This is a genomic window from Colwellia sp. 5_MG-2023 (assembly GCF_030547795.1).
In the GTDB taxonomy this organism is placed as follows: domain Bacteria; phylum Pseudomonadota; class Gammaproteobacteria; order Enterobacterales; family Alteromonadaceae; genus Colwellia.
This window is the reverse complement of the sequence record NZ_JAUOPW010000014.1, coordinates 74,683-92,282: the sequence shown is the minus strand read 5'-3', so window position 1 is coordinate 92,282 and position 17,600 is coordinate 74,683. Positions and strand designations below refer to the sequence as shown.

The 17,600-nt window shown below is 35.7% G+C and carries 17 protein-coding genes and 1 tRNA gene; 8 read left to right on the top strand and 10 right to left on the bottom strand.

Annotated elements, in window-relative coordinates; translation table 11 throughout:
* From Q4496_RS11070 to Q4496_RS11050, 5 genes are all read right to left on the bottom strand, one after another.
* Positions 1 to 73 (bottom strand) — tRNA-Gly (locus tag Q4496_RS11070).
* Between the two features lie 138 nt (positions 74 to 211).
* Positions 212 to 790, bottom strand: a complete 579-nt coding sequence (pgsA, locus tag Q4496_RS11065) for a CDP-diacylglycerol--glycerol-3-phosphate 3-phosphatidyltransferase (RefSeq protein ID WP_215973663.1) — start codon at positions 788 to 790, stop codon at positions 212 to 214.
* Between the two features lie 75 nt (positions 791 to 865).
* The gene (gene uvrC, locus Q4496_RS11060) at positions 866 to 2,704 is read right to left on the bottom strand and encodes an excinuclease ABC subunit UvrC (RefSeq protein ID WP_303610452.1); all 1,839 of its coding nucleotides are present in this window, start codon (positions 2,702 to 2,704) and stop codon (positions 866 to 868) included.
* Between the two features lie 56 nt (positions 2,705 to 2,760).
* Entirely contained in the window at positions 2,761 to 3,405 is a 645-nt protein-coding gene (gene uvrY, locus Q4496_RS11055; RefSeq protein WP_215973664.1) for a UvrY/SirA/GacA family response regulator transcription factor, read from the bottom strand.
* A gap of 12 nt (positions 3,406 to 3,417) precedes the next feature.
* Positions 3,418 to 3,684 carry a hypothetical protein gene (locus tag Q4496_RS11050; RefSeq protein ID WP_159821107.1) on the bottom strand — a complete coding sequence of 89 codons (267 nt, stop codon included), beginning with the start codon at positions 3,682 to 3,684 and terminating at the stop codon, positions 3,418 to 3,420.
* Positions 3,685 to 3,970: 286 nt separating this feature from the next.
* Here Q4496_RS11050 and fabA point away from each other — a divergent pair, with 286 nt between their 5' ends.
* Positions 3,971 to 4,486: a bifunctional 3-hydroxydecanoyl-ACP dehydratase/trans-2-decenoyl-ACP isomerase gene (gene fabA / locus Q4496_RS11045; protein WP_215973861.1), complete on the top strand. Its 516-nt coding sequence runs from the start codon at positions 3,971 to 3,973 to the stop codon at positions 4,484 to 4,486.
* Between the two features lie 164 nt (positions 4,487 to 4,650).
* On the opposite strand, the gene Q4496_RS11040 is transcribed toward fabA, so the two are convergent.
* From Q4496_RS11040 to nadK, 3 genes are all read right to left on the bottom strand, one after another.
* On the bottom strand, positions 4,651 to 5,046 hold the full coding sequence (locus tag Q4496_RS11040; RefSeq protein ID WP_215973665.1) for an outer membrane protein assembly factor BamE: 396 nt from the start codon (positions 5,044 to 5,046) through the stop codon (positions 4,651 to 4,653).
* 131 nt (positions 5,047 to 5,177) lie between these two features.
* On the bottom strand, positions 5,178 to 6,854 hold the full coding sequence (gene recN, locus Q4496_RS11035) for a DNA repair protein RecN (RefSeq protein WP_215973666.1): 1,677 nt from the start codon (positions 6,852 to 6,854) through the stop codon (positions 5,178 to 5,180).
* Positions 6,855 to 6,961: 107 nt separating this feature from the next.
* Positions 6,962 to 7,843, bottom strand: coding sequence for an NAD(+) kinase (gene nadK, locus Q4496_RS11030; RefSeq protein WP_215973667.1), 882 nt, complete (start codon positions 7,841 to 7,843; stop codon positions 6,962 to 6,964).
* Positions 7,844 to 8,032: 189 nt separating this feature from the next.
* On the opposite strand from nadK, the gene grpE reads away from it, so the two are divergent.
* The 3 genes from grpE (at position 8,033) to dnaJ (ending at position 12,180) form a co-directional block, all read left to right on the top strand.
* Complete coding sequence (gene grpE / locus Q4496_RS11025; protein ID WP_215973668.1) at positions 8,033 to 8,689, top strand: nucleotide exchange factor GrpE; 657 nt, start codon at positions 8,033 to 8,035, stop codon at positions 8,687 to 8,689.
* Positions 8,690 to 9,012: 323 nt separating this feature from the next.
* A complete protein-coding gene (dnaK, locus tag Q4496_RS11020; protein ID WP_303610451.1) occupies positions 9,013 to 10,935 on the top strand; it encodes a molecular chaperone DnaK in 1,923 nt (640 codons plus the stop codon).
* Positions 10,936 to 11,040: 105 nt separating this feature from the next.
* Complete coding sequence (gene dnaJ / locus Q4496_RS11015) at positions 11,041 to 12,180, top strand: molecular chaperone DnaJ (RefSeq protein ID WP_215973670.1); 1,140 nt, start codon at positions 11,041 to 11,043, stop codon at positions 12,178 to 12,180.
* A 170-nt stretch (positions 12,181 to 12,350) separates the two neighbouring features.
* On the opposite strand, the gene Q4496_RS11010 is transcribed toward dnaJ, so the two are convergent.
* Entirely contained in the window at positions 12,351 to 13,172 is an 822-nt protein-coding gene (locus Q4496_RS11010; protein WP_303610450.1) for a choice-of-anchor H family protein, read from the bottom strand.
* A 201-nt stretch (positions 13,173 to 13,373) separates the two neighbouring features.
* Here Q4496_RS11010 and Q4496_RS11005 point away from each other — a divergent pair, with 201 nt between their 5' ends.
* The 4 genes from Q4496_RS11005 (at position 13,374) to Q4496_RS10990 (ending at position 16,907) form a co-directional block, all read left to right on the top strand.
* Complete coding sequence (locus tag Q4496_RS11005) at positions 13,374 to 13,676, top strand: PepSY domain-containing protein (RefSeq protein WP_215973672.1); 303 nt, start codon at positions 13,374 to 13,376, stop codon at positions 13,674 to 13,676.
* A gap of 1 nt (position 13,677) precedes the next feature.
* On the top strand, positions 13,678 to 14,358 hold the full coding sequence (locus Q4496_RS11000; protein ID WP_215973673.1) for a response regulator transcription factor: 681 nt from the start codon (positions 13,678 to 13,680) through the stop codon (positions 14,356 to 14,358).
* On the top strand, positions 14,355 to 15,710 hold the full coding sequence (locus tag Q4496_RS10995; RefSeq protein ID WP_215973674.1) for an ATP-binding protein: 1,356 nt from the start codon (positions 14,355 to 14,357) through the stop codon (positions 15,708 to 15,710). Before Q4496_RS11000 ends, Q4496_RS10995 begins: the two co-directional genes overlap by 4 nt.
* Positions 15,711 to 15,779: 69 nt before the next feature.
* A complete protein-coding gene (locus Q4496_RS10990; protein ID WP_303610449.1) occupies positions 15,780 to 16,907 on the top strand; it encodes a DUF3300 domain-containing protein in 1,128 nt (375 codons plus the stop codon).
* Here the strand turns inward: Q4496_RS10990 and Q4496_RS10985 are convergent.
* Positions 16,904 to 17,374 (bottom strand): Lrp/AsnC family transcriptional regulator, encoded by a 471-nt coding sequence (locus tag Q4496_RS10985; RefSeq protein ID WP_215973676.1) that lies wholly within the window; start codon positions 17,372 to 17,374, stop codon positions 16,904 to 16,906. The two genes, Q4496_RS10990 and Q4496_RS10985, sit on opposite strands and share 4 nt — an antisense overlap.
* Between the last annotated feature and the right edge of the window lie 226 nt (positions 17,375 to 17,600).

The following is a 17,600-nucleotide window of genomic DNA, read 5'->3' as shown; positions in this document are numbered from 1 at the left end:
AGCGGCTAACGAGACTCGAACTCGTGACATTCACGTTGGCAACGTGATGCTCTACCAGCTGAGCTACAGCCGCTTCACCTGTTGACTCCCTGTCAACGAAAACGCATTCTACAGCGTATTAAGTTACAGTCAACTAATAAATAACTTTTTTATTTCGACTGCTCAAAAAGCAGCTAATTTGATGCTATAGCAATCAAAAACAACCTAGCTATTATCTTTTTAGCTCCGGCCAAGCGGCTTTAAAGTAACTAACTAAGGTTGAAATAGTTAAAATAGTGGCAATGGCGTAGAAAAAGTAAGCGGCATAATTGATAATTTCATGCGGTAAATAAAATAAAATTAACGGAATGTCGTAATCAGGTCGCCATATTAATCCCATAATACCCAACATTTGAGCTGCGGTTTTATATTTTCCCATATCAGACACGGCAATAACGTCGCGCTTACCACGCGATGACATAAATTCTCTCAAAGCACTGATGAATATTTCCCGTGCGATCATAATAATTGCCGGAATAGCAATGAGCCAATTCTGATATTCTTGTACGATCATAACTAAAGCTGCTACCACCATCAGTTTATCAGCCACAGGGTCAATAAAAGCGCCAAAGGCTGAAGATTGATTTAATTTTCGTGCTAAATATCCGTCTAAGGCATCGCTAATTGAAGCGGTCCAAAACACTACAAAGGCACCAAAGTGACTCCAAGATAAAGGTAAATAGAAAATAATAAGGAAAACGGGAATCAAAATGATCCGAAATAAGGTTATTTGGTTGGGTAATGTCCACATAGTTTTTATTTTAGTTAAAGATATAACAGCAAAAGTTCTGAGTTTATTCTACACAGTATCAGGAGTTAGATATAGTCACTTATTGTGTAAAGCGTCATAAATATTTTGAGCAAGTACGTTACTAATACCTGGAACTTTCTGTAATTCACTTACGTCAGCTTTATTTACTTCCTGAATTCCACCTAAGTGTGTCAGTAGGGCTTGCCGTTTCTTTGCTCCTATCCCTTCGATAGATTCTAATACTGACTTTTTAGTTACCTTCTGCCTTTTAGCTCGATGTCCTGTAATTGCAAATCGGTGTGACTCATCGCGTATATGTTGTACTAGGTGTAGAGCTGGAGAAGTACCAGGTAATGATATTAATTGGTGAGAGCCAGCTAGTATTAATGTTTCTAAGCCCGGTTTTCTAGATTCGCCTTTAGCTACGCCAACAAGCAAAGGAATTCTTTCAAGCGCTTGTTCAGAACTTAATTGTGCAAAAAATTCTTCAGCTTTTGCTAATTGGCCTTTACCACCATCAATAAAAACGATGTCAGGTAACTTCTTTAATGCTTCAATATCGGTTGCTTTTATTTTTCCATAACGTTTATTTAAAGCAAAAGCCATTGCTGCATAGTCATCACCCGGTGTAATACCGTAAACATTATATCGACGATAATCACTCTTAAGCGGACCTTCTTGGTTAAAAACAACATTAGATGCTATAGTTTGTTGTCCCATTGTATGGCTAATATCGAAACACTCTATTCGGTTTATACCATTTGGTAATTCAAAAACTTCATTTAAAGCGGCAAACCTAGCTTGCATCGATTCTTTATGACTGTTTCTTGTTAGCAAAGCAGTTTGTGCGTTGGTTGCGGCTAGCTTTAAGTATTGTCGACGCTCGGATCTAATCTTGGTTGATATTTTAACCTCATGCTCAGACTGTTTTGATAATAATACTGCAATTTCTGTCAGTTGTTCAAAATCACACGGGGCTATAATTTCTTTTGGGATCATGCCTTCGTTCGAACCGCTGCCGAGTTCATTGCCTAAATAATGTTGTCCGATAAATGCTTGTATGACTTCTTCATCACTTGTGTCATTAGGTACAACAGGGAAATAGCTTTTACTGCCTAATATTTTATGGTCACGAATACAAAGTAAATGAATACAAACTTGGGTTTTAAGCCTAAATAATCCAATAACATCCATTTCAGCTGCTATACCACTAACATATTGTTGTTGCTGTACTTTACGTAATGTAGTGATTTGATCTCTATATTTAGCCGCTTGTTCGAAATCTAATTGGCTACTCGATAATTCCATTTTTTCAACAAGTTGCTCAATTACCATTGAGCTTTTACCTTTTAAAAATAGTTTGGCTAAATCAACTTGTTGTTGGTAATTTTTCTCAGATATTTTGTCAACGCAAGGTGCTAAACAACGTCCTAATTGATATTGTAAACAAGGTCGTGATCTTGCTTTGTAATAACTATCTTCGCACTGTCGGATAGGAAAGATCTTTTGCATTAAGCGTAGGCTTTCCCAAACAGCTCCTACAGTAGGGTAGGGACCAAAATAATCACCTTTAGTGCGTTTTCCTCCGCGATGAAGACCAAGTTTAGGGTGTTTATGGTGAGTAATTAATAAATAAGGGTAAGATTTATCATCTCTGAGTAAAATATTATATTTAGGCTGATACTTTTTAATATAATTATTTTCAAGAATTAATGCTTCGCCTTCTGTATGAGTTACAGTGACGTCTATAGCGCAAATTTGATTAACTAATGCTTTTGTTTTTACCGAGCCTACATCTTTACGAAAATAGCTGCTCAAACGTTTTTTAAGATGCTTTGCTTTTCCAACATAAATAACTGTTTGGCTAGCATTGTACATCCGATAAACACCAGCTTGATCTGTAACTGAACTCAAGAAGGCGTCGCTATCGAAATGTTGTGTTGGTGCGGTGTTATGTATGTTTGGCAAAATTATAATTTTTCTGTATTTATCATGCCGTGACGAATCGCTAAATGTGTTAGCTCTACATCATTTCCTACATTTAACTTATCAAACATTCGATAGCGGTAGCTATTAATTGTTTTTGGACTTAAGTGTAAATGTTCAGAAATATCAGGTACTTTTTCACCACGAGTGATCATTAACATTATTTGTAATTCGCGATCTGACAATTCGCTAAAAGGGTTTTCGTCTTTTGTTTTAAATTGACTTAAAGCCATTTGTTGAGCTATTGCAGGGGGTAAATAACGTTGACCACTATTCACGGCTCTAATAGCATTAATCATTTCATTTGGCCCTGCGCCTTTAGTTAAATAACCAGCAGCACCTATTTTCATTACCTTGGTTGGGAAAGGGTCTTCGGTGTGAGCCGTTAAGATTATTACTTTAACTTCTGGTGCTAGGCGTAAAATCTTTTTCGTTGCTTCTAAGCCGCCCATGCCAGGCATATCCATATCCATTAAAATAACGTCGGGTTCAGTCATACGACAAAATTTTACCGCGTCTTCACCTGTTTCACATTCATCAATAACCTTAAAACCTTTAACTTCGTTGAGTATTTTATTAACACCAGTGCGTACTAGTTCATGGTCGTCAACTAATAATATATTTATCAATGGAATCTGCCTTTATAACTCGTTATTTTTTAGCCAACTATTAAGTAAGCCAATTTGCCCATTTTTATAGGCGGCATAAGTTAAGCGAACTGCGTTGCTTAAAATAATACTATCAGACCAGTTAGTTTGTTCAGCAATTAATTGATAACATACTCTAGCTTCGGGTGATAAGTATCCGCGCATCTCTTGCTTACCACGTTCTTTTTGTCTTTCCCTGTAGCGTTTCTGCTTCTCGGCATTAGTCATAGCCTTTTTCTTATTTTTAACGGTATCGTTCATTTTAATCTCGATGCGCTTTATAAAATTTTGCAACTAGCTGCTATGTTACCCTGACCGTTTTATTTTGCAATACGATAGTGAAAGCTAATAGCGCTAAATGTTTACAGAATTTAGTAATATTATCTTGCCTTGGGTAAATCAATCGATAAAAAACGATTTTATCCCCATTAAAGTTGTTTTTTTTACTGTTCGGAGTTGTTTAGTGTACAAGTGTTCGCTAAAGTAACGCTCAAGAAATATTACATCCTTAGTAAACAACTTCATATAGGTCAAAATACTTATGGCAATGGCACAACAGAGTTCGTACAACAAAGCAGATTTAGTTAAAGCAGGTACAGGTGAAATGTTTGGTGAGGGTAACTCACAACTTCCTTCAGACAACATGCTAATGATGGATCGTATATTAACGATTACTGAAGAAGGCGGTGAGTTTGGTAAAGGTTTTATCGAAGCCGAATTAGATATTTCACCTGATTTATGGTTTTTTGATTGTCATTTTAAAGGTGACCCTGTAATGCCTGGTTGCTTAGGCTTAGATGCTATGTGGCAATTAGTTGGGTTTTTCTTAGCGTGGACTGGTGGTCCAGGTAAAGGAAGAGCATTAGGTGTAGGTGAAGTTAAATTTACTGGACAAATCTTGCCTACGGCAAAAAAAGTAACCTTTAGAATTGATTTCAAACGTGTAATTAAACGTAAATTATATATGGGCTTAGCTGACGGTACTGTGAGTGTTGATGGCCGTGAAATATATTTAGCTAAAGATTTAAAAGTAGGCTTATTTACCGATACAAGTAAGTTCTAGTTATTTTATTAAATTTGGTTAGCGCGTTGTAAAACGAGTTAACCAAATTTAACCTATACTAAAAATAGCTAATATGAAAATTATCATGTCATATTAGTTGCTCTCAAGTTAGTTTCGTATTGTAATAATATAAATAAAACAATTATTTTAAAAGCATAATACGATTAACTACCTTGTTTATCCGTATTGATTTGTTCATCATTTTGTATGATAGGGGCGTTGAATGGGATATGAAAATTTTCTGATAATTCAAAATCGCCATCTGCTGAAACTAGTTTGTTATCTTCAAACTTCATGGTGAAATTCTTCTGGGTATCTAACTTTTCACTACGACCTGACTTGAAACGATAAACATAATTCCAAGTATCTTTGTCAAAAGAATCAACTAAAACAGGGCTTCCCAAAACAAATTTAACCTGTTCCTTAGTCATACCCACTTGTATTTTATCTATGCTTTTTTGCTCAAGATAGTTTCCTTGAGGAATATCAATACGATAAACCCAACTTGAACAAGCAGAAAGTGATAGGGCTATGGTAATAATTGAGGTACGAAACAACATGAAATTTTACTTTCCTTAAATATAAATCAATACAATTAAAAATTAATGCATTAAGTGCAAGCAGTGATAATAACGAAGCACGGCTTGAGATACAAAGCTATTTTTCATAAATTTGCGATAGACATCCGTAATTAACCGGCTAATAACTCTTGTGCGTTAGCTAAACTATGCTCGGTTATTTTATTACCTGCAAGTAAACGTGCTATTTCTTGGATGCGACTTTGCTCACTTAGTTCCGTTATTTTTGTTTCAGTATGTTCACCATCGGTTAGTTTACTAACAAAGTACTGTTGATGTCCCTTACATGCCACTTGTGGTAAATGCGTTACACATATTACTTGAGTGTTTTTAGCTAGTTGTTGTAATTTACTCCCCACCATTGCCGCTGTAGGACCACTTATGCCTACATCTACCTCATCAAAAATTAGGGTCGGGGTAATGACTTTGTCTGCTAATATAACTTGCATGGCTAAACTAATACGGGATAATTCACCGCCAGAAGCGACTTTACTCATTGCCTCTAATGCTTGACCAGGGTTTATACTGACCTGAAAGTCAATTTTGTCTACACCATTGGCTGATATCGTAGTGAGACTGTCATTATGTGATTCAATTGCAATGTGAAATTTTCCATGGGGCATATTCAGCTCTTGCATGCTTTTGCTAATATCTTTACTTAATTTTTTGGCTGCTTTTTTTCTCGAAGAAGTTAAAACTAAGGCACTATCTTGGTAGTTTTGCTCTGTTTTGACTAGTTCTTCAATTACCACATTAATTCTTGATTCATCATTGGAAATATTTGTTAACTCTTGAGTGAGTGATTGATGAAAACTAACTAAGTTTTCTGGAGGTAAACTATGTTTTTTTGCCAGTTGCAAGGCTGTAGAATAGCGCTCTTCGATTATTGCGTATGCTTGTGGATCTAATTCAAGTTCTTGATAGTAGTGTTTAAGATCTGCAGAAGCCTCTTCAACTTGTAAAAAAGAGTCATTAAGAATAGTTGCAATATTTTTCAGCCTTTCATCTAAACGGGCTAAGGCAGCTATGTTGTCACTACAATGGCGTAACGAGTCGAGTACATTAAAGCTTTCGTCTTCAGTAAGTGTATGTAGTGATTGGAGAGTTGTATCAAGTAAATCTTGAGCATTAGCATGGCGTTTATAATCACTTTCTAATGTTTCAAACTCTCCTTCTTGTAAAGAAAACTCATTGAGTTCATTCACTTGATATTGGAGTAGTTGTTGCTGAGCTTCACGTTGTTGTTTGTTTTGCTGTAATAAATTTAATTCTTTATTTAATTTATGCCATTGTTGATAATAATGTTTAACTTCATCCAGTGCTGACTGATGATCTGCATAATCATCGAGCAACTTACATTGCTGACTTGATTTAACGATTAATTGGTGATCATGTTGACCATGTATATTGATCAATAATTGACCCACTTCTTTAAGCTGTACTAGAGGTACTTGACTACCATTAATGTAAGCTTTTGAGCGACCTTCAGCAGAAATTACTCGTCGTAGAATACACTCATTGCTTGATTCCAATAACAGATCATGAATCGTTAGCCAGTGCTGAGCATTTATATTTTTTTGTATATCGAAAGTGGCAGCAAGTTCTGCTTTTTTGCAATTAGGACGAACAACATTAGTGGTGGCTCTATCTCCTAAACATAAACCTAAGGCATCTATTGCTATAGACTTACCCGCGCCAGTTTCACCTGTGATAGTTGTCATGCCAGATTGCCAATCAATATCAAGTGATTTAACAATGGCGAAGTTTTGAATGTTTAGTTGTAAAAGCATAATGTGAACTCTCACTTTACTGTATAAATATATAGTTGTTAATTTATACAGTAATTTATGCTTTTGCAAGTAACTTAGAAAATTTTAATCGTTTTTATTAAATAAGATTAATAAAGCTTATTGCCCCATCCTAATTTATTTCGTAGTACGTTAAAATAATCATGATCGAGAGGATGAACTAAGCGTATAGTTTGAGGACTTTTTTTAATGATAACTTCGTCACCAGGCATAACGGCTAGAATTACATGTCCATCACAGCTAACTTGTAAACTTTCTTGATTTTCATTTGCAAGTATTAGCTTTATTTCACTATCACCGTCCACCACAATAGGGCGACTAGTTAGTGTATGAGGAAACATAGGTACCAAAGATAAAGCATTTAAATTAGGCGTTAGTATAGGTCCGCCAGCAGACATAGAGTAAGCGGTCGATCCTGTAGGAGTTGAAATAATCAAACCATCAGAGCGTTGACTAAACATAAATGAATTATCAATATGAACTTCAAACTCAATCATGCTGGCAACTTTACCTGCATGTAAAACCGCCTCGTTTACGGCACTGTTCGAGCTTTTAAGTTTACCATGCCGATAAACTTCAGCTTCAATGATAAAGCGCTGTTCAGAGCGAGATTTACCATTTAGAATTTCTTCAAGTGGTTTTATTATTTCATCAGGGGATAAGTCGGTTAAAAAACCTAAATTCCCACGGTTTACACCAATAACGCCGATGTCAAAACAAGCTAAAACTCTAGCAGCACCTAACATGTAGCCATCACCACCAACAACAATAGCAAGATCTGCATTATTACCAATATCGGTGAGAGAACATTCATTCATATCTGTAATTTCGACAGAAGTAGCGACGGATGTTTCTACTAATACTTGGTATTTATTTGCCAGTAAATAGTCATGTAATGCCGCTATTGTGGAACTTGCACCTTGATGATTGGGCTTACCAATAAGCCCAATTGTTTTATAAAGTTGAGCCATAACAATTATTTCATATTTGATATCTTTAAAAGAAGTTTCCCTTTATTTGCGTGGCTTGTAAAGTTTGTATTTGATAAAATGCACTTAATTAGTTGCTATAAAGGCTTGAATAGCGAAAGCTTGACCCCATAATTAGCATTATTGCATTTTTATTATTGTAAAATTACTAAGATTTAATTGGAGTTTTTTATGACTACAGAGTCTACAAAATCAGAAGAACAGCAGTCTGCTGAGTTTTCTACAGAAGAGTTATCGCCAGAGCAATTAGCTGACGAAATTGTTCAGCAAGCAGAAGAACAAGTTGAAGAACAGCATGAACAAGCTCATGAAGTCATTAGTGCTGAACAAGAGCGTATTAATGAGTTGGAACTTGCTTTAGCAGCAGCTCAAGCAAAAGTTACAGATCAAAAAGATTCAGTAATTCGAGCGAAGGCTGAAGTGGATAACATTCGTCGTAGATCTGCGCAAGATGTTGATAAAGCGAAAAAGTTTGCTTTAGAAAAGTTTGCTGGTGAAATGCTTGTTACTGTTGATAACTTAGAGCGTGCATTACAAAATATTGATAAAGAAGATGACAGTAAAGCCGCAGTTATTGAAGGTGTTGAATTAACTCTTCAAGGTTTAATCTCATCATTAGAAAAATTTGGTATTAAATCTGTAGATCCACAAGATCAACCTTTTAACCCAGAATTACATCAAGCAATGTCTATGCAAGAAGTGCCTGGCGTAGCACCTAATACGGTTATTGCTGTAATGCAAAAAGGTTACGAACTTAATGGTCGTTTAATTCGCCCTGCTATGGTGATGGTATCTAAAGCAGCACCTAGCGTTGATGAATCTGTTTAATTGTTAAAATAAATAGATTCTCAAGTTACTATGTGATGCATTTTCAAAAACCAGACAATTTGTCTGGTTTTTTATTTTAACCCTATATTTTATTTTAACCCTATATTGGTATGCATTGTCTTTTAAGCTTAAGTTACTTTAGCTAAAACATGACTAAAACAGCTTAATAGAACGGAAGAAATGATTATTTTAAATAAAATGCATTTATTTACAAAATTTCTATTGAAAAGTATTTTCCTACCCCCATTTAATATTTCAACAACAGATTAATTAAGATTTTGCTCTCAAAGGAGAGCAGAACATAATAGATAGGAGCTTCCCTCATGGGTAAAATCATTGGTATTGACTTAGGTACAACTAACTCTTGTGTTGCTGTATTAGACGGCGATAAAGTTCGTGTTATTGAAAATGCAGAAGGTGATCGTACTACACCTTCGATTATTGCATATACTGAAGAAGGCGAAACATTAGTAGGTCAACCTGCTAAGCGTCAATCAGTAACAAACCCTAAAAACACATTATTCGCAATTAAGCGTTTAATTGGTCGTCGTTTTGAAGACGAAGAAGTACAACGTGATATTAAAATAATGCCATTTGGTATTGTTAAAGCTGACAATGGTGATGCTTGGGTTACAGCACGTGATAAAAACGTTGCTCCTCCACAAGTTTCTGCTGAAGTTCTTAAGAAAATGAAGAAAACAGCTGAAGACTACTTAGGCGAAGAAGTAACTGAAGCCGTTATTACTGTTCCTGCTTATTTCAATGATTCACAACGTCAAGCAACAAAAGATGCTGGTCGTATTGCAGGTCTTGATGTTAAACGTATTATTAATGAGCCTACTGCTGCTGCTCTTGCTTACGGCATGGATAAAAAAGAAGGCGATAAAGTTGTTGCGGTATACGATTTAGGTGGTGGTACATTCGATATCTCAATTATTGAAATTGATGAAGTTGATGGTGAGCACACTTTTGAAGTATTAGCGACTAATGGTGATACGCATTTAGGTGGTGAAGATTTTGATAACCGTTTAATTAACTATCTTGTAGCTGAATTTAAAAAAGACCAAGGTATGGACTTAACAGCTGATCCTTTAGCAATGCAGCGTTTAAAAGAAGCTGCTGAAAAAGCTAAATGTGAACTTTCTTCTGCACAGCAAACAGATGTTAACTTACCTTACATCACTGCGGATGCTTCTGGTCCTAAGCACATGAACATTAAAGTTACACGTGCTAAATTAGAGTCATTAGTTGAAGATATGGTTAAAGCGACATTAGAACCACTTAAAAAAGCACTTAAAGATGCTGATTTATCAGTAAGTGACGTAAATGACGTTATCTTAGTTGGTGGTCAGTCTCGTATGCCAATGGTTCAACAAGCAGTATCTGATTTCTTTGGTAAAGAGCCACGTAAAGATGTTAACCCTGATGAAGCAGTAGCTTCAGGTGCAGCAATTCAAGCAGGTGTTCTTTCAGGTGATGTAACTGATGTATTATTGTTAGATGTTACACCTTTATCTTTAGGTATTGAAACGATGGGCGGCGTGATGACGAAAGTTATCGATAAAAACACCACTATCCCAACGAAACAATCACAAACATTCTCAACAGCCGATGATAACCAAGCTGCGGTTACTGTACATGTTGTTCAAGGTGAACGTAAGCAAGCTTCTGCTAACAAATCACTTGGTCAATTTAACCTTGAAGGTATTGATCCTGCACCACGTGGTACACCACAAATCGAAGTTACTTTCGATATTGATGCTGATGGTATTTTACATGTTACAGCTAAAGACAAAAACACTGGTAAAGAGCAAAAAATTACGATTAAAGCTTCAAGTGGTTTATCAGATGAAGAAGTTGAGCAAATGGTAAATGATGCTGAAGCAAATGCTGATGCTGATGCGAAGTTTGAAGAGCTAGTACAAACTCGTAATCAAGCTGATGGTATAGTTCACGCTACTCGCAAGCAAGTTGAAGAAACTGGCGATGAACTACCTGCTGAAGACAAAGAGAAAATTGAAACGGCAATTTCTGAACTTGAAGAAGTACTTAAAGGTGAAGATAAAGAAGCAATTGATGCTAAATCTCAAGCGCTTATGGAAGCTTCAGCTAAATTAATGGAAATTGCTCAAGCAAAACAGCAAGCACAAGGTTCGCCTGAAGGCGCTGCTTCAGATGCTGAAGGTTCTGATTCTGCTGATGATGTTGTTGATGCAGAGTTTGAAGAAGTAAAAGACGACAAGTAGTCTTTAGCTTATTCGGATTGAAGTAAAATTAAAGCGCTGGCCTATCCCCGGCGCTTCTTACGTTAAAGCGTATGTTAATTTAAGTGCAAACAAAAGAAGTTATTTATGTCAAAACGTGATTATTATGCAGTGCTTGAAGTATCAAAAGATGCTAGTGAGCGCGATATCAAAAAATCCTATAAAAAATTAGCGATGAAGTATCATCCTGATAGAAATAAGGGTGATAAAGAAAAAGAAGAAACCTTTAAAGAAATTCAAGAAGCATACGAAGTGCTAAAAGATGATCAAAAGCGTGCTGCTTATGATCAGTATGGCCATGCTGCCTTTGAACAAGGTGGACATGGTGGTCACCATGGCGGTGGTCAAGGTGATTTTGGTGATGCATTTGGTGATATTTTTGGTGATATCTTTGGTGGTGGTCGTGGTCGAGGCGGTCGTCAATCTCGAGCACAGCGAGGATCTGATTTACGCTACAATGTAGAGCTAAACCTTGAAGATGCCGTTAAAGGTAAAGATCTAGAAATTAAGGTACCTACTTTTGTGGCTTGTGAGCCTTGTGATGGCTCAGGCGCTAAAAAAGGTACTTCTGCTAAAACATGTTCTACGTGTCATGGTCATGGACAAGTACAAATGCGTCAAGGGTTATTTGCCGTACAGCAAACTTGTCCAACGTGTGGTGGAAAAGGTAAAGTTATTTCTGATCCTTGTACTTCATGTCGTGGTCAAGGACGAGTTGAAAAAACTAAAACGCTTTCTGTAAAAATACCAGCAGGTGTTGATACCGGAGATCGAATTCGTTTATCGGGCGAAGGTGAAGCTGGCGAACATGGCGCACCAGCAGGTGATTTATACGTACAAGTTAATGTACGTGATCATGACATATTTGTACGTGATGAAAACCACTTATATTGTGAAGTACCTATTAGTTTTGTTACTGCCGCACTTGGTGGCGAAATTGAAGTACCAACCTTAGGTGGTAAAGTTAAATTAAAAGTACCAAAAGAAACACAAACGGGCAAAATGTTCCGTTTACGCGGTAAAGGTGTTAAATCTGTACGTAGTTCAACAACGGGCGATTTAATGTGTAAAGTAGTACTTGAAACACCGGTAAACTTATCTGGTGATCAAGCGGATTTATTACGTCAATTAGAAGAGAAAATGGGGAAAAGCAGTAAAAAGCATAGCCCAAAAGAAACAGGCTTCTTTGATGGTGTAAAAAAATTCTTTGATGACTTAAAAAGCTAAAATAAATGTTTAAATGAGAGAGTGTCTTTCTGCTTTTTAATAGAAAGCCTTTCTATTTTTACAATATAGTGCTCAGATAACTTCGAATCTTTAACATAAAAAAACCACAAAAGTTTTCTTTTTGTGGTTTTTTATTTTTAAGCAAATCATTGCTATGTGTATTATCTTTATTACTGTTTAGCGCTAAAACGGAAAAAGCTTAATGCTATAATCATAAATAAAACTATAAAAGAAAAACTACCACCACCGTAAACCTCTACCACTTCAATATAAGTGTCGTCATGGTTATCACTTTCTAATGGTAATGCATATAAGGCGTTGCTATCGTCTGAGCTATAGGTCGCAACAATATCGGTATAGCCAACCTGATATAAATCAATTAATACATCATAAAAATCAGTTGGGTAACCAGAAAGAAAAGTGGTTATAACTTCATATTCATCTAAGTCAGAGTCACCTTCAATAATAAAGGTGTCAGTAGTATAGTAATGCTTCCATGGTTTGCCATTTCTGCTAAGGTATAACAAAGCGTAAACTTCAGCTCGTTGGTGCTGTGTATAGCTGTACATATCAGCATCAAAAACGACGCTGAAAGTTTGATAAAAGCCATCATTATCAAAATCATCAAGTAAAAAACTTGTTACGCCATAAATAGTAAAATCAGCGTCGTAATAAGAACTACGCCTTTGTGTTACTTTATCTTTACTGGCTTTATTCAATAGTACACTATTATTGTTAAGCATCTCTTCTCTTGTTTTCGATGTTGCTTTGTTATTAAGTTGATCGGGAGTGTTAGTGAGTCGACTAACGTCAATCACTTGTTGGCGTAGCTCACTAGTAAAATTGCTTTTAAATGAACCTTGCGAAATAGAGTAGCTTGGTAAGGCAGACTCATTAACTTCGTTACTATAAGCTTGCGTGGAAAATAATATACTTGTAAAGGCCAATAGTATTAGTTTGATTGCATGGTTAGAATTTGTGTTATTAAACATAATTTATCCTTGTGATATGTGCTTCTGACTTTATTAAAGCGCAATCAAGATGAATGTAAGCTGAATGATTTATAAAAGTTTATAAGCTTTGTTTTATATTTTATCTCGGGTGAGTACGTTCAGCTTATATTCAGTTGCTAAGGAGTATTATTTTAAATAAGCTATGGTTAATACTGAAATACACTCGTACTTGGAACAATAATGAAATTTGCTTTATCTTGTTTTTTTCTTCTTTTAGCTGCTCTATCGATGAGTACATTTGCACATGGAAGTTTTACCGTTAACAACAATGCGATTAAAGCAAATCAGCAAGCGCATAAGCAACAGTTAAGAGTAACGAGTAGTCAGCAAGCAGCACAAATGGCTAAAAGTCGATTTGGTGGTAAAGTACTTAAAGTGAAAAAACAAAAGTCCTCTTACCGTATTAAGTTAATTAAAAATAATGGTCATATTATCTCGGTTTCTGTTGATGCAAAAACAGGTAATGTGAGTGGTGGTAATTAATATGCGATTATTATTAATTGAAGATGATTTAGCCTTGCAACAAAATTTATATAAACATCTGATTGATGCGAATTATTTAGTTGATGTCGCTAGTGATGGACAAGCTGGTTTATTTCAAGGTCAAGAGTATCCCTACGATGCCGCCATTATTGATATAGGTTTACCGATTATTGATGGTATTAGTGTTATTAAATCATTACGAGAGAAAGATATTAGCTTTCCTATTTTAGTGTTAACGGCAAGAGACCGTTGGCAAGATAAAGTTGCAGGTTTAGATGCCGGCGCAGATGATTATTTGACTAAACCTTTTCAGACTGAAGAATTATTTGCACGTTTAAATGCGTTAATACGACGTTCAGCGGGGCAGGCAAGCCCACTAATAACTAATGGTGGGCTAACATTAAATACCAAAAGCCTACAGGTTGAGGTGAATAATCAAGAGATAAAATTGAGTAGTTCAGAGTATAAATTATTGGAATATATGATGCTGCACCTTGATGAAGTGACTTCTAAAGCAAAACTTACTGAGCATATTTATGATCAAGATTTTGATCTTGACTCAAATGTTATTGAAGTTTTTATCAGACGCTTAAGAAAAAAACTCGACCCTACTGGTGAATATGGTTTTATTGAAACCCTTCGAGGTCATGGTTATAAATTAAAGCGATTAGATGCTAAATGAATTCGTTAAAGGTTAGGTTATTACTGAGCACATTAGTAATGACAGTTATTATGTTGCCTATTATTGGTTTTACATTAAGCAGTGCTTTTGAACGACAGTTAATGTCAGGAAGTCAAAACGAATTAAAAGCTTATAGTTATTCCATTTTGACTGTAGCTGAAGTAGAAAACAATGAATTAGTTATGCCTGAACTCTTACTGGAAAACCAATTTAATGTTAGTCAGTCGGGGTTGTATGCAGTAATAACGCCTACCGATGATGTAGCTATATTGGCAGAGAGTAAACCCGAAAATAGACCATTATGGCAATCACAATCTTTGCTAACCTTATCCTTACCAACGTTATTACCTTCACCGATTGTTGGAGAGACATTGTTTTCAACAATAGATTTAGAAGGTAGTAGTCACTTGCTCTTTAGTTTTAGTGTTAGTTTTTTTAACAACGGACAAGAATTCCCTATAACGCTTCATATTATTAAAGATCAAGAGAATATGCTGATTGCACTGAGCGATTTTAGACATAAGCTTTGGGGCTGGCTGTTATTATTAATCGTCGTGTTTGTCTTTGTTCAGCTTATAGGCTTGTTGTGGACCTTAAAACCGTTAAGACAATTAACATATGAGCTTGAACATATTGAAAAAGGGCAGCAGAAGTTATTGAAAGGTTATTACCCACTTGAACTTCAGAAGGTGGTAAAACAACTGAATACATTACTTGTAACAGAAGAGAACCAACGAAAACGGTACCGTAATGCTTTATCTGATTTGGCTCATAGTTTGAAAACTCCACTTGCTATCATGCAAAGTGAAAAAGAAATTTCAGTTGGGGCCAATGAGCAACTACAGCAAATCAACCAAATTATTGAGCATCAATTAAAAAGAGCACAAAGTTCAGGGCAATTGTCATGGTATTTGGGGGTAGAAGTAAAAGCAGTAATCGAAAAGCTGGTTAAAACATTAGAGAAGCTATACAAAGAAAACCAACTGTGTTTCACACTTGATGTAGATAAGTCGGCCATTTTTAGGGGAGATGAAGGTGATTTAATGGAAATTTTAGGCAATATATTAGATAACGCCTGTAAAGCAGCTAAAAGTAAGATAGTAATTAAAGTTTATAATAAAAGCACAACGTTAACTATAGAGATTTCTGATGATGGTGCAGGTATTAATCAATCACAGCAGGCTGTTATTTTATCCCGCGGGGGCAGGGCTGATACCTATCAAGCTGGACATGGTATAGGTTTAGCAATCGTTAACGATCTAGTGAGTAGCTATCAAGGTCAGTTATTTATCAGCAAATCAGCTACGCTTGGTGGCGCTACCTTTACACTGGTATTTGATATATCAACCTAGTATATATTCAGCTTGTGTTCAGTTTGGTCAAGGTATGCTTATTACTTAAGATCAGTAAAGAGGATAGAAATGATGAAAACCTTTATTTTGTTATTAAGTTTTATATTAAGTGCCTCGGTGAGTTTTAGTGCATTTTCACAACAAAGTTATCAATTAGATGGGCAAGAACAGTCAGAAGTAAGTGATGCCGAGTTAGCGCAAATGTTAGCGCCAATAGCCTTATATCCTGACAGTTTGTTAACGCATATCTTGATATCGTCAACATATCCTATTGAAGTTATTAAAGCACAACGCTGGTTAGAAAATAATGCAGACTTAAATGCTGCTCAAATTGCTCAAGCAATTGAAAGCTTTGATTGGGATGCTAGTGTTAAAGCATTAGTGCCTTTTGAGCAAATACTGACTCATTTAAGTGAAGACTTAACATGGATGCAATTATTAGGTGATACATTTTTAGAAGATGAAGCTAGAGTTCTTGACGGGATTCAAACGCTTAGAGAAAAAGCTAAACTTGCTGGCAATCTTAGTAAAATGAATAATATGGAAATCAGTTATGAAGACAGTAATATCATAATTGAACCTGTGAAAAAAGAAGTTGTGTATGTTCCTTATTATGACACTCGTATGGTTTATGGTACTTGGCATTGGGCGTCATATCCACCGGTATACTGGCGTCCTTCTTTGCACGTTTCTGTAAATCGCCATAACCCTTTTTATTGGCATTCAGGTGTTCACATCTCATTTAATTATTTCTTTAGTACTTTTCAATGGAAAAAACGTCATGTACTTGTTGTGAACCCACATAAGTCTCATCATTATCGTAAACCTAGTGTCATTTCAAGAGGAGGTTATGCTAAACGCTGGGTTCATCAACCGATACATAGAAAAGGTGTTGCTTATAGAAGTATGGCTACAGGTCAAAAATACTATAGTAAAAAAGTGAGGCTGCATAATAAACGAAAATCAACACAGCATCTTGAAAGTCAACTTAAACAGAAAAAAGTTGTGCAACATAAAGTTAATGCTTCGCACAAGAATATTCAGAAAGTGACCGCTAAGCAACGCCAAACAAGAAATTATCAAGAGCGTAGTACTAAAAAAGCGGTGAAGCAATATAATCATTCAGTGAAGAGTAGACCGCAGCACAATACGTCTTCAAAAACATATCGCAGTAGAGATTCTAAAGCTAATAATTAATCTGTTTGGAATTTAGGTAGTACGCCACTGCGGCTATGCTCAAAAACAAGCGAAGTTTCTACCGTAGTAACTTCGTCTCTTGAGGTTATATTTTTAAAAACAAATTGGCGTAAATGTTCACTATCTTGCACTGACATATGAATATAGTAATCATAACTACCACCCATATGATAAAGGTTTAATATTTCAGGATATTTTAATAAATCATCTCTAAACTGATTTACAATTTGCTCTGAATAAGGTTGTAAACGAATAGCTGCTATTGCTTCAATGTTGCCACCAATCGTATTTAAATTGACATCAATATAAGCACCTTTTATTACGCCATTTTGCCTTAAACGTTTTACACGTTCTAGACAGGTTGATGGTGCTATTCCTATTTTTTCAGCTAATTCTTTATTCGTAATATCTGCATCATTATATAAAATAGTTAATACTTGTAAATCGATATTGTCTAGCTTCTTCATTTATCACCTGGCAAACTAATACTTCTTAAGTGAGGTAAATACTACACTTTATATAGGCAGTGCGACTAGTGCTAGAAGGCGTTATTTTAATTTTTGACATAAAATTTTACATAATCTAAACGATTTTGGTATTTTAGGTGTGAACATACAGTTAAAATCGATGCTAACTATGATCTTAATTAGTTGATTTGTTGTAATTAATAGTTATAGAGTAGTAGGCTGAAAG

What these genes read in the sequence shown, in the direction of transcription:
- Q4496_RS11010 (WP_303610450.1), bottom strand. Translation starts at nt 13,172, where the DNA reads ATGTTTAATAACACAAATTCTAACCATGCAATCAAACTAATACTATTG.
- Q4496_RS11040 (WP_215973665.1), bottom strand. Translation starts at nt 5,046, where the DNA reads ATGTTGTTTCGTACCTCAATTATTACCATAGCCCTATCACTTTCTGCT.
- Q4496_RS10990 (WP_303610449.1), top strand. Translation starts at nt 15,780, where the DNA reads ATGATGAAAACCTTTATTTTGTTATTAAGTTTTATATTAAGTGCCTCG.
- Q4496_RS11005 (WP_215973672.1), top strand. Translation starts at nt 13,374, where the DNA reads ATGAAATTTGCTTTATCTTGTTTTTTTCTTCTTTTAGCTGCTCTATCG.
- Q4496_RS11000 (WP_215973673.1), top strand. Translation starts at nt 13,678, where the DNA reads ATGCGATTATTATTAATTGAAGATGATTTAGCCTTGCAACAAAATTTA.
- fabA (WP_215973861.1), top strand. Translation starts at nt 3,971, where the DNA reads ATGGCACAACAGAGTTCGTACAACAAAGCAGATTTAGTTAAAGCAGGT.
- grpE (WP_215973668.1), top strand. Translation starts at nt 8,033, where the DNA reads ATGACTACAGAGTCTACAAAATCAGAAGAACAGCAGTCTGCTGAGTTT.
- Q4496_RS11050 (WP_159821107.1), bottom strand. Translation starts at nt 3,684, where the DNA reads ATGAACGATACCGTTAAAAATAAGAAAAAGGCTATGACTAATGCCGAG.
- dnaJ (WP_215973670.1), top strand. Translation starts at nt 11,041, where the DNA reads ATGTCAAAACGTGATTATTATGCAGTGCTTGAAGTATCAAAAGATGCT.
- recN (WP_215973666.1), bottom strand. Translation starts at nt 6,854, where the DNA reads ATGCTTTTACAACTAAACATTCAAAACTTCGCCATTGTTAAATCACTT.
- Q4496_RS10995 (WP_215973674.1), top strand. Translation starts at nt 14,355, where the DNA reads ATGAATTCGTTAAAGGTTAGGTTATTACTGAGCACATTAGTAATGACA.
- nadK (WP_215973667.1), bottom strand. Translation starts at nt 7,843, where the DNA reads ATGGCTCAACTTTATAAAACAATTGGGCTTATTGGTAAGCCCAATCAT.
- pgsA (WP_215973663.1), bottom strand. Translation starts at nt 790, where the DNA reads ATGTGGACATTACCCAACCAAATAACCTTATTTCGGATCATTTTGATT.
- dnaK (WP_303610451.1), top strand. Translation starts at nt 9,013, where the DNA reads ATGGGTAAAATCATTGGTATTGACTTAGGTACAACTAACTCTTGTGTT.
- Q4496_RS10985 (WP_215973676.1), bottom strand. Translation starts at nt 17,374, where the DNA reads ATGAAGAAGCTAGACAATATCGATTTACAAGTATTAACTATTTTATAT.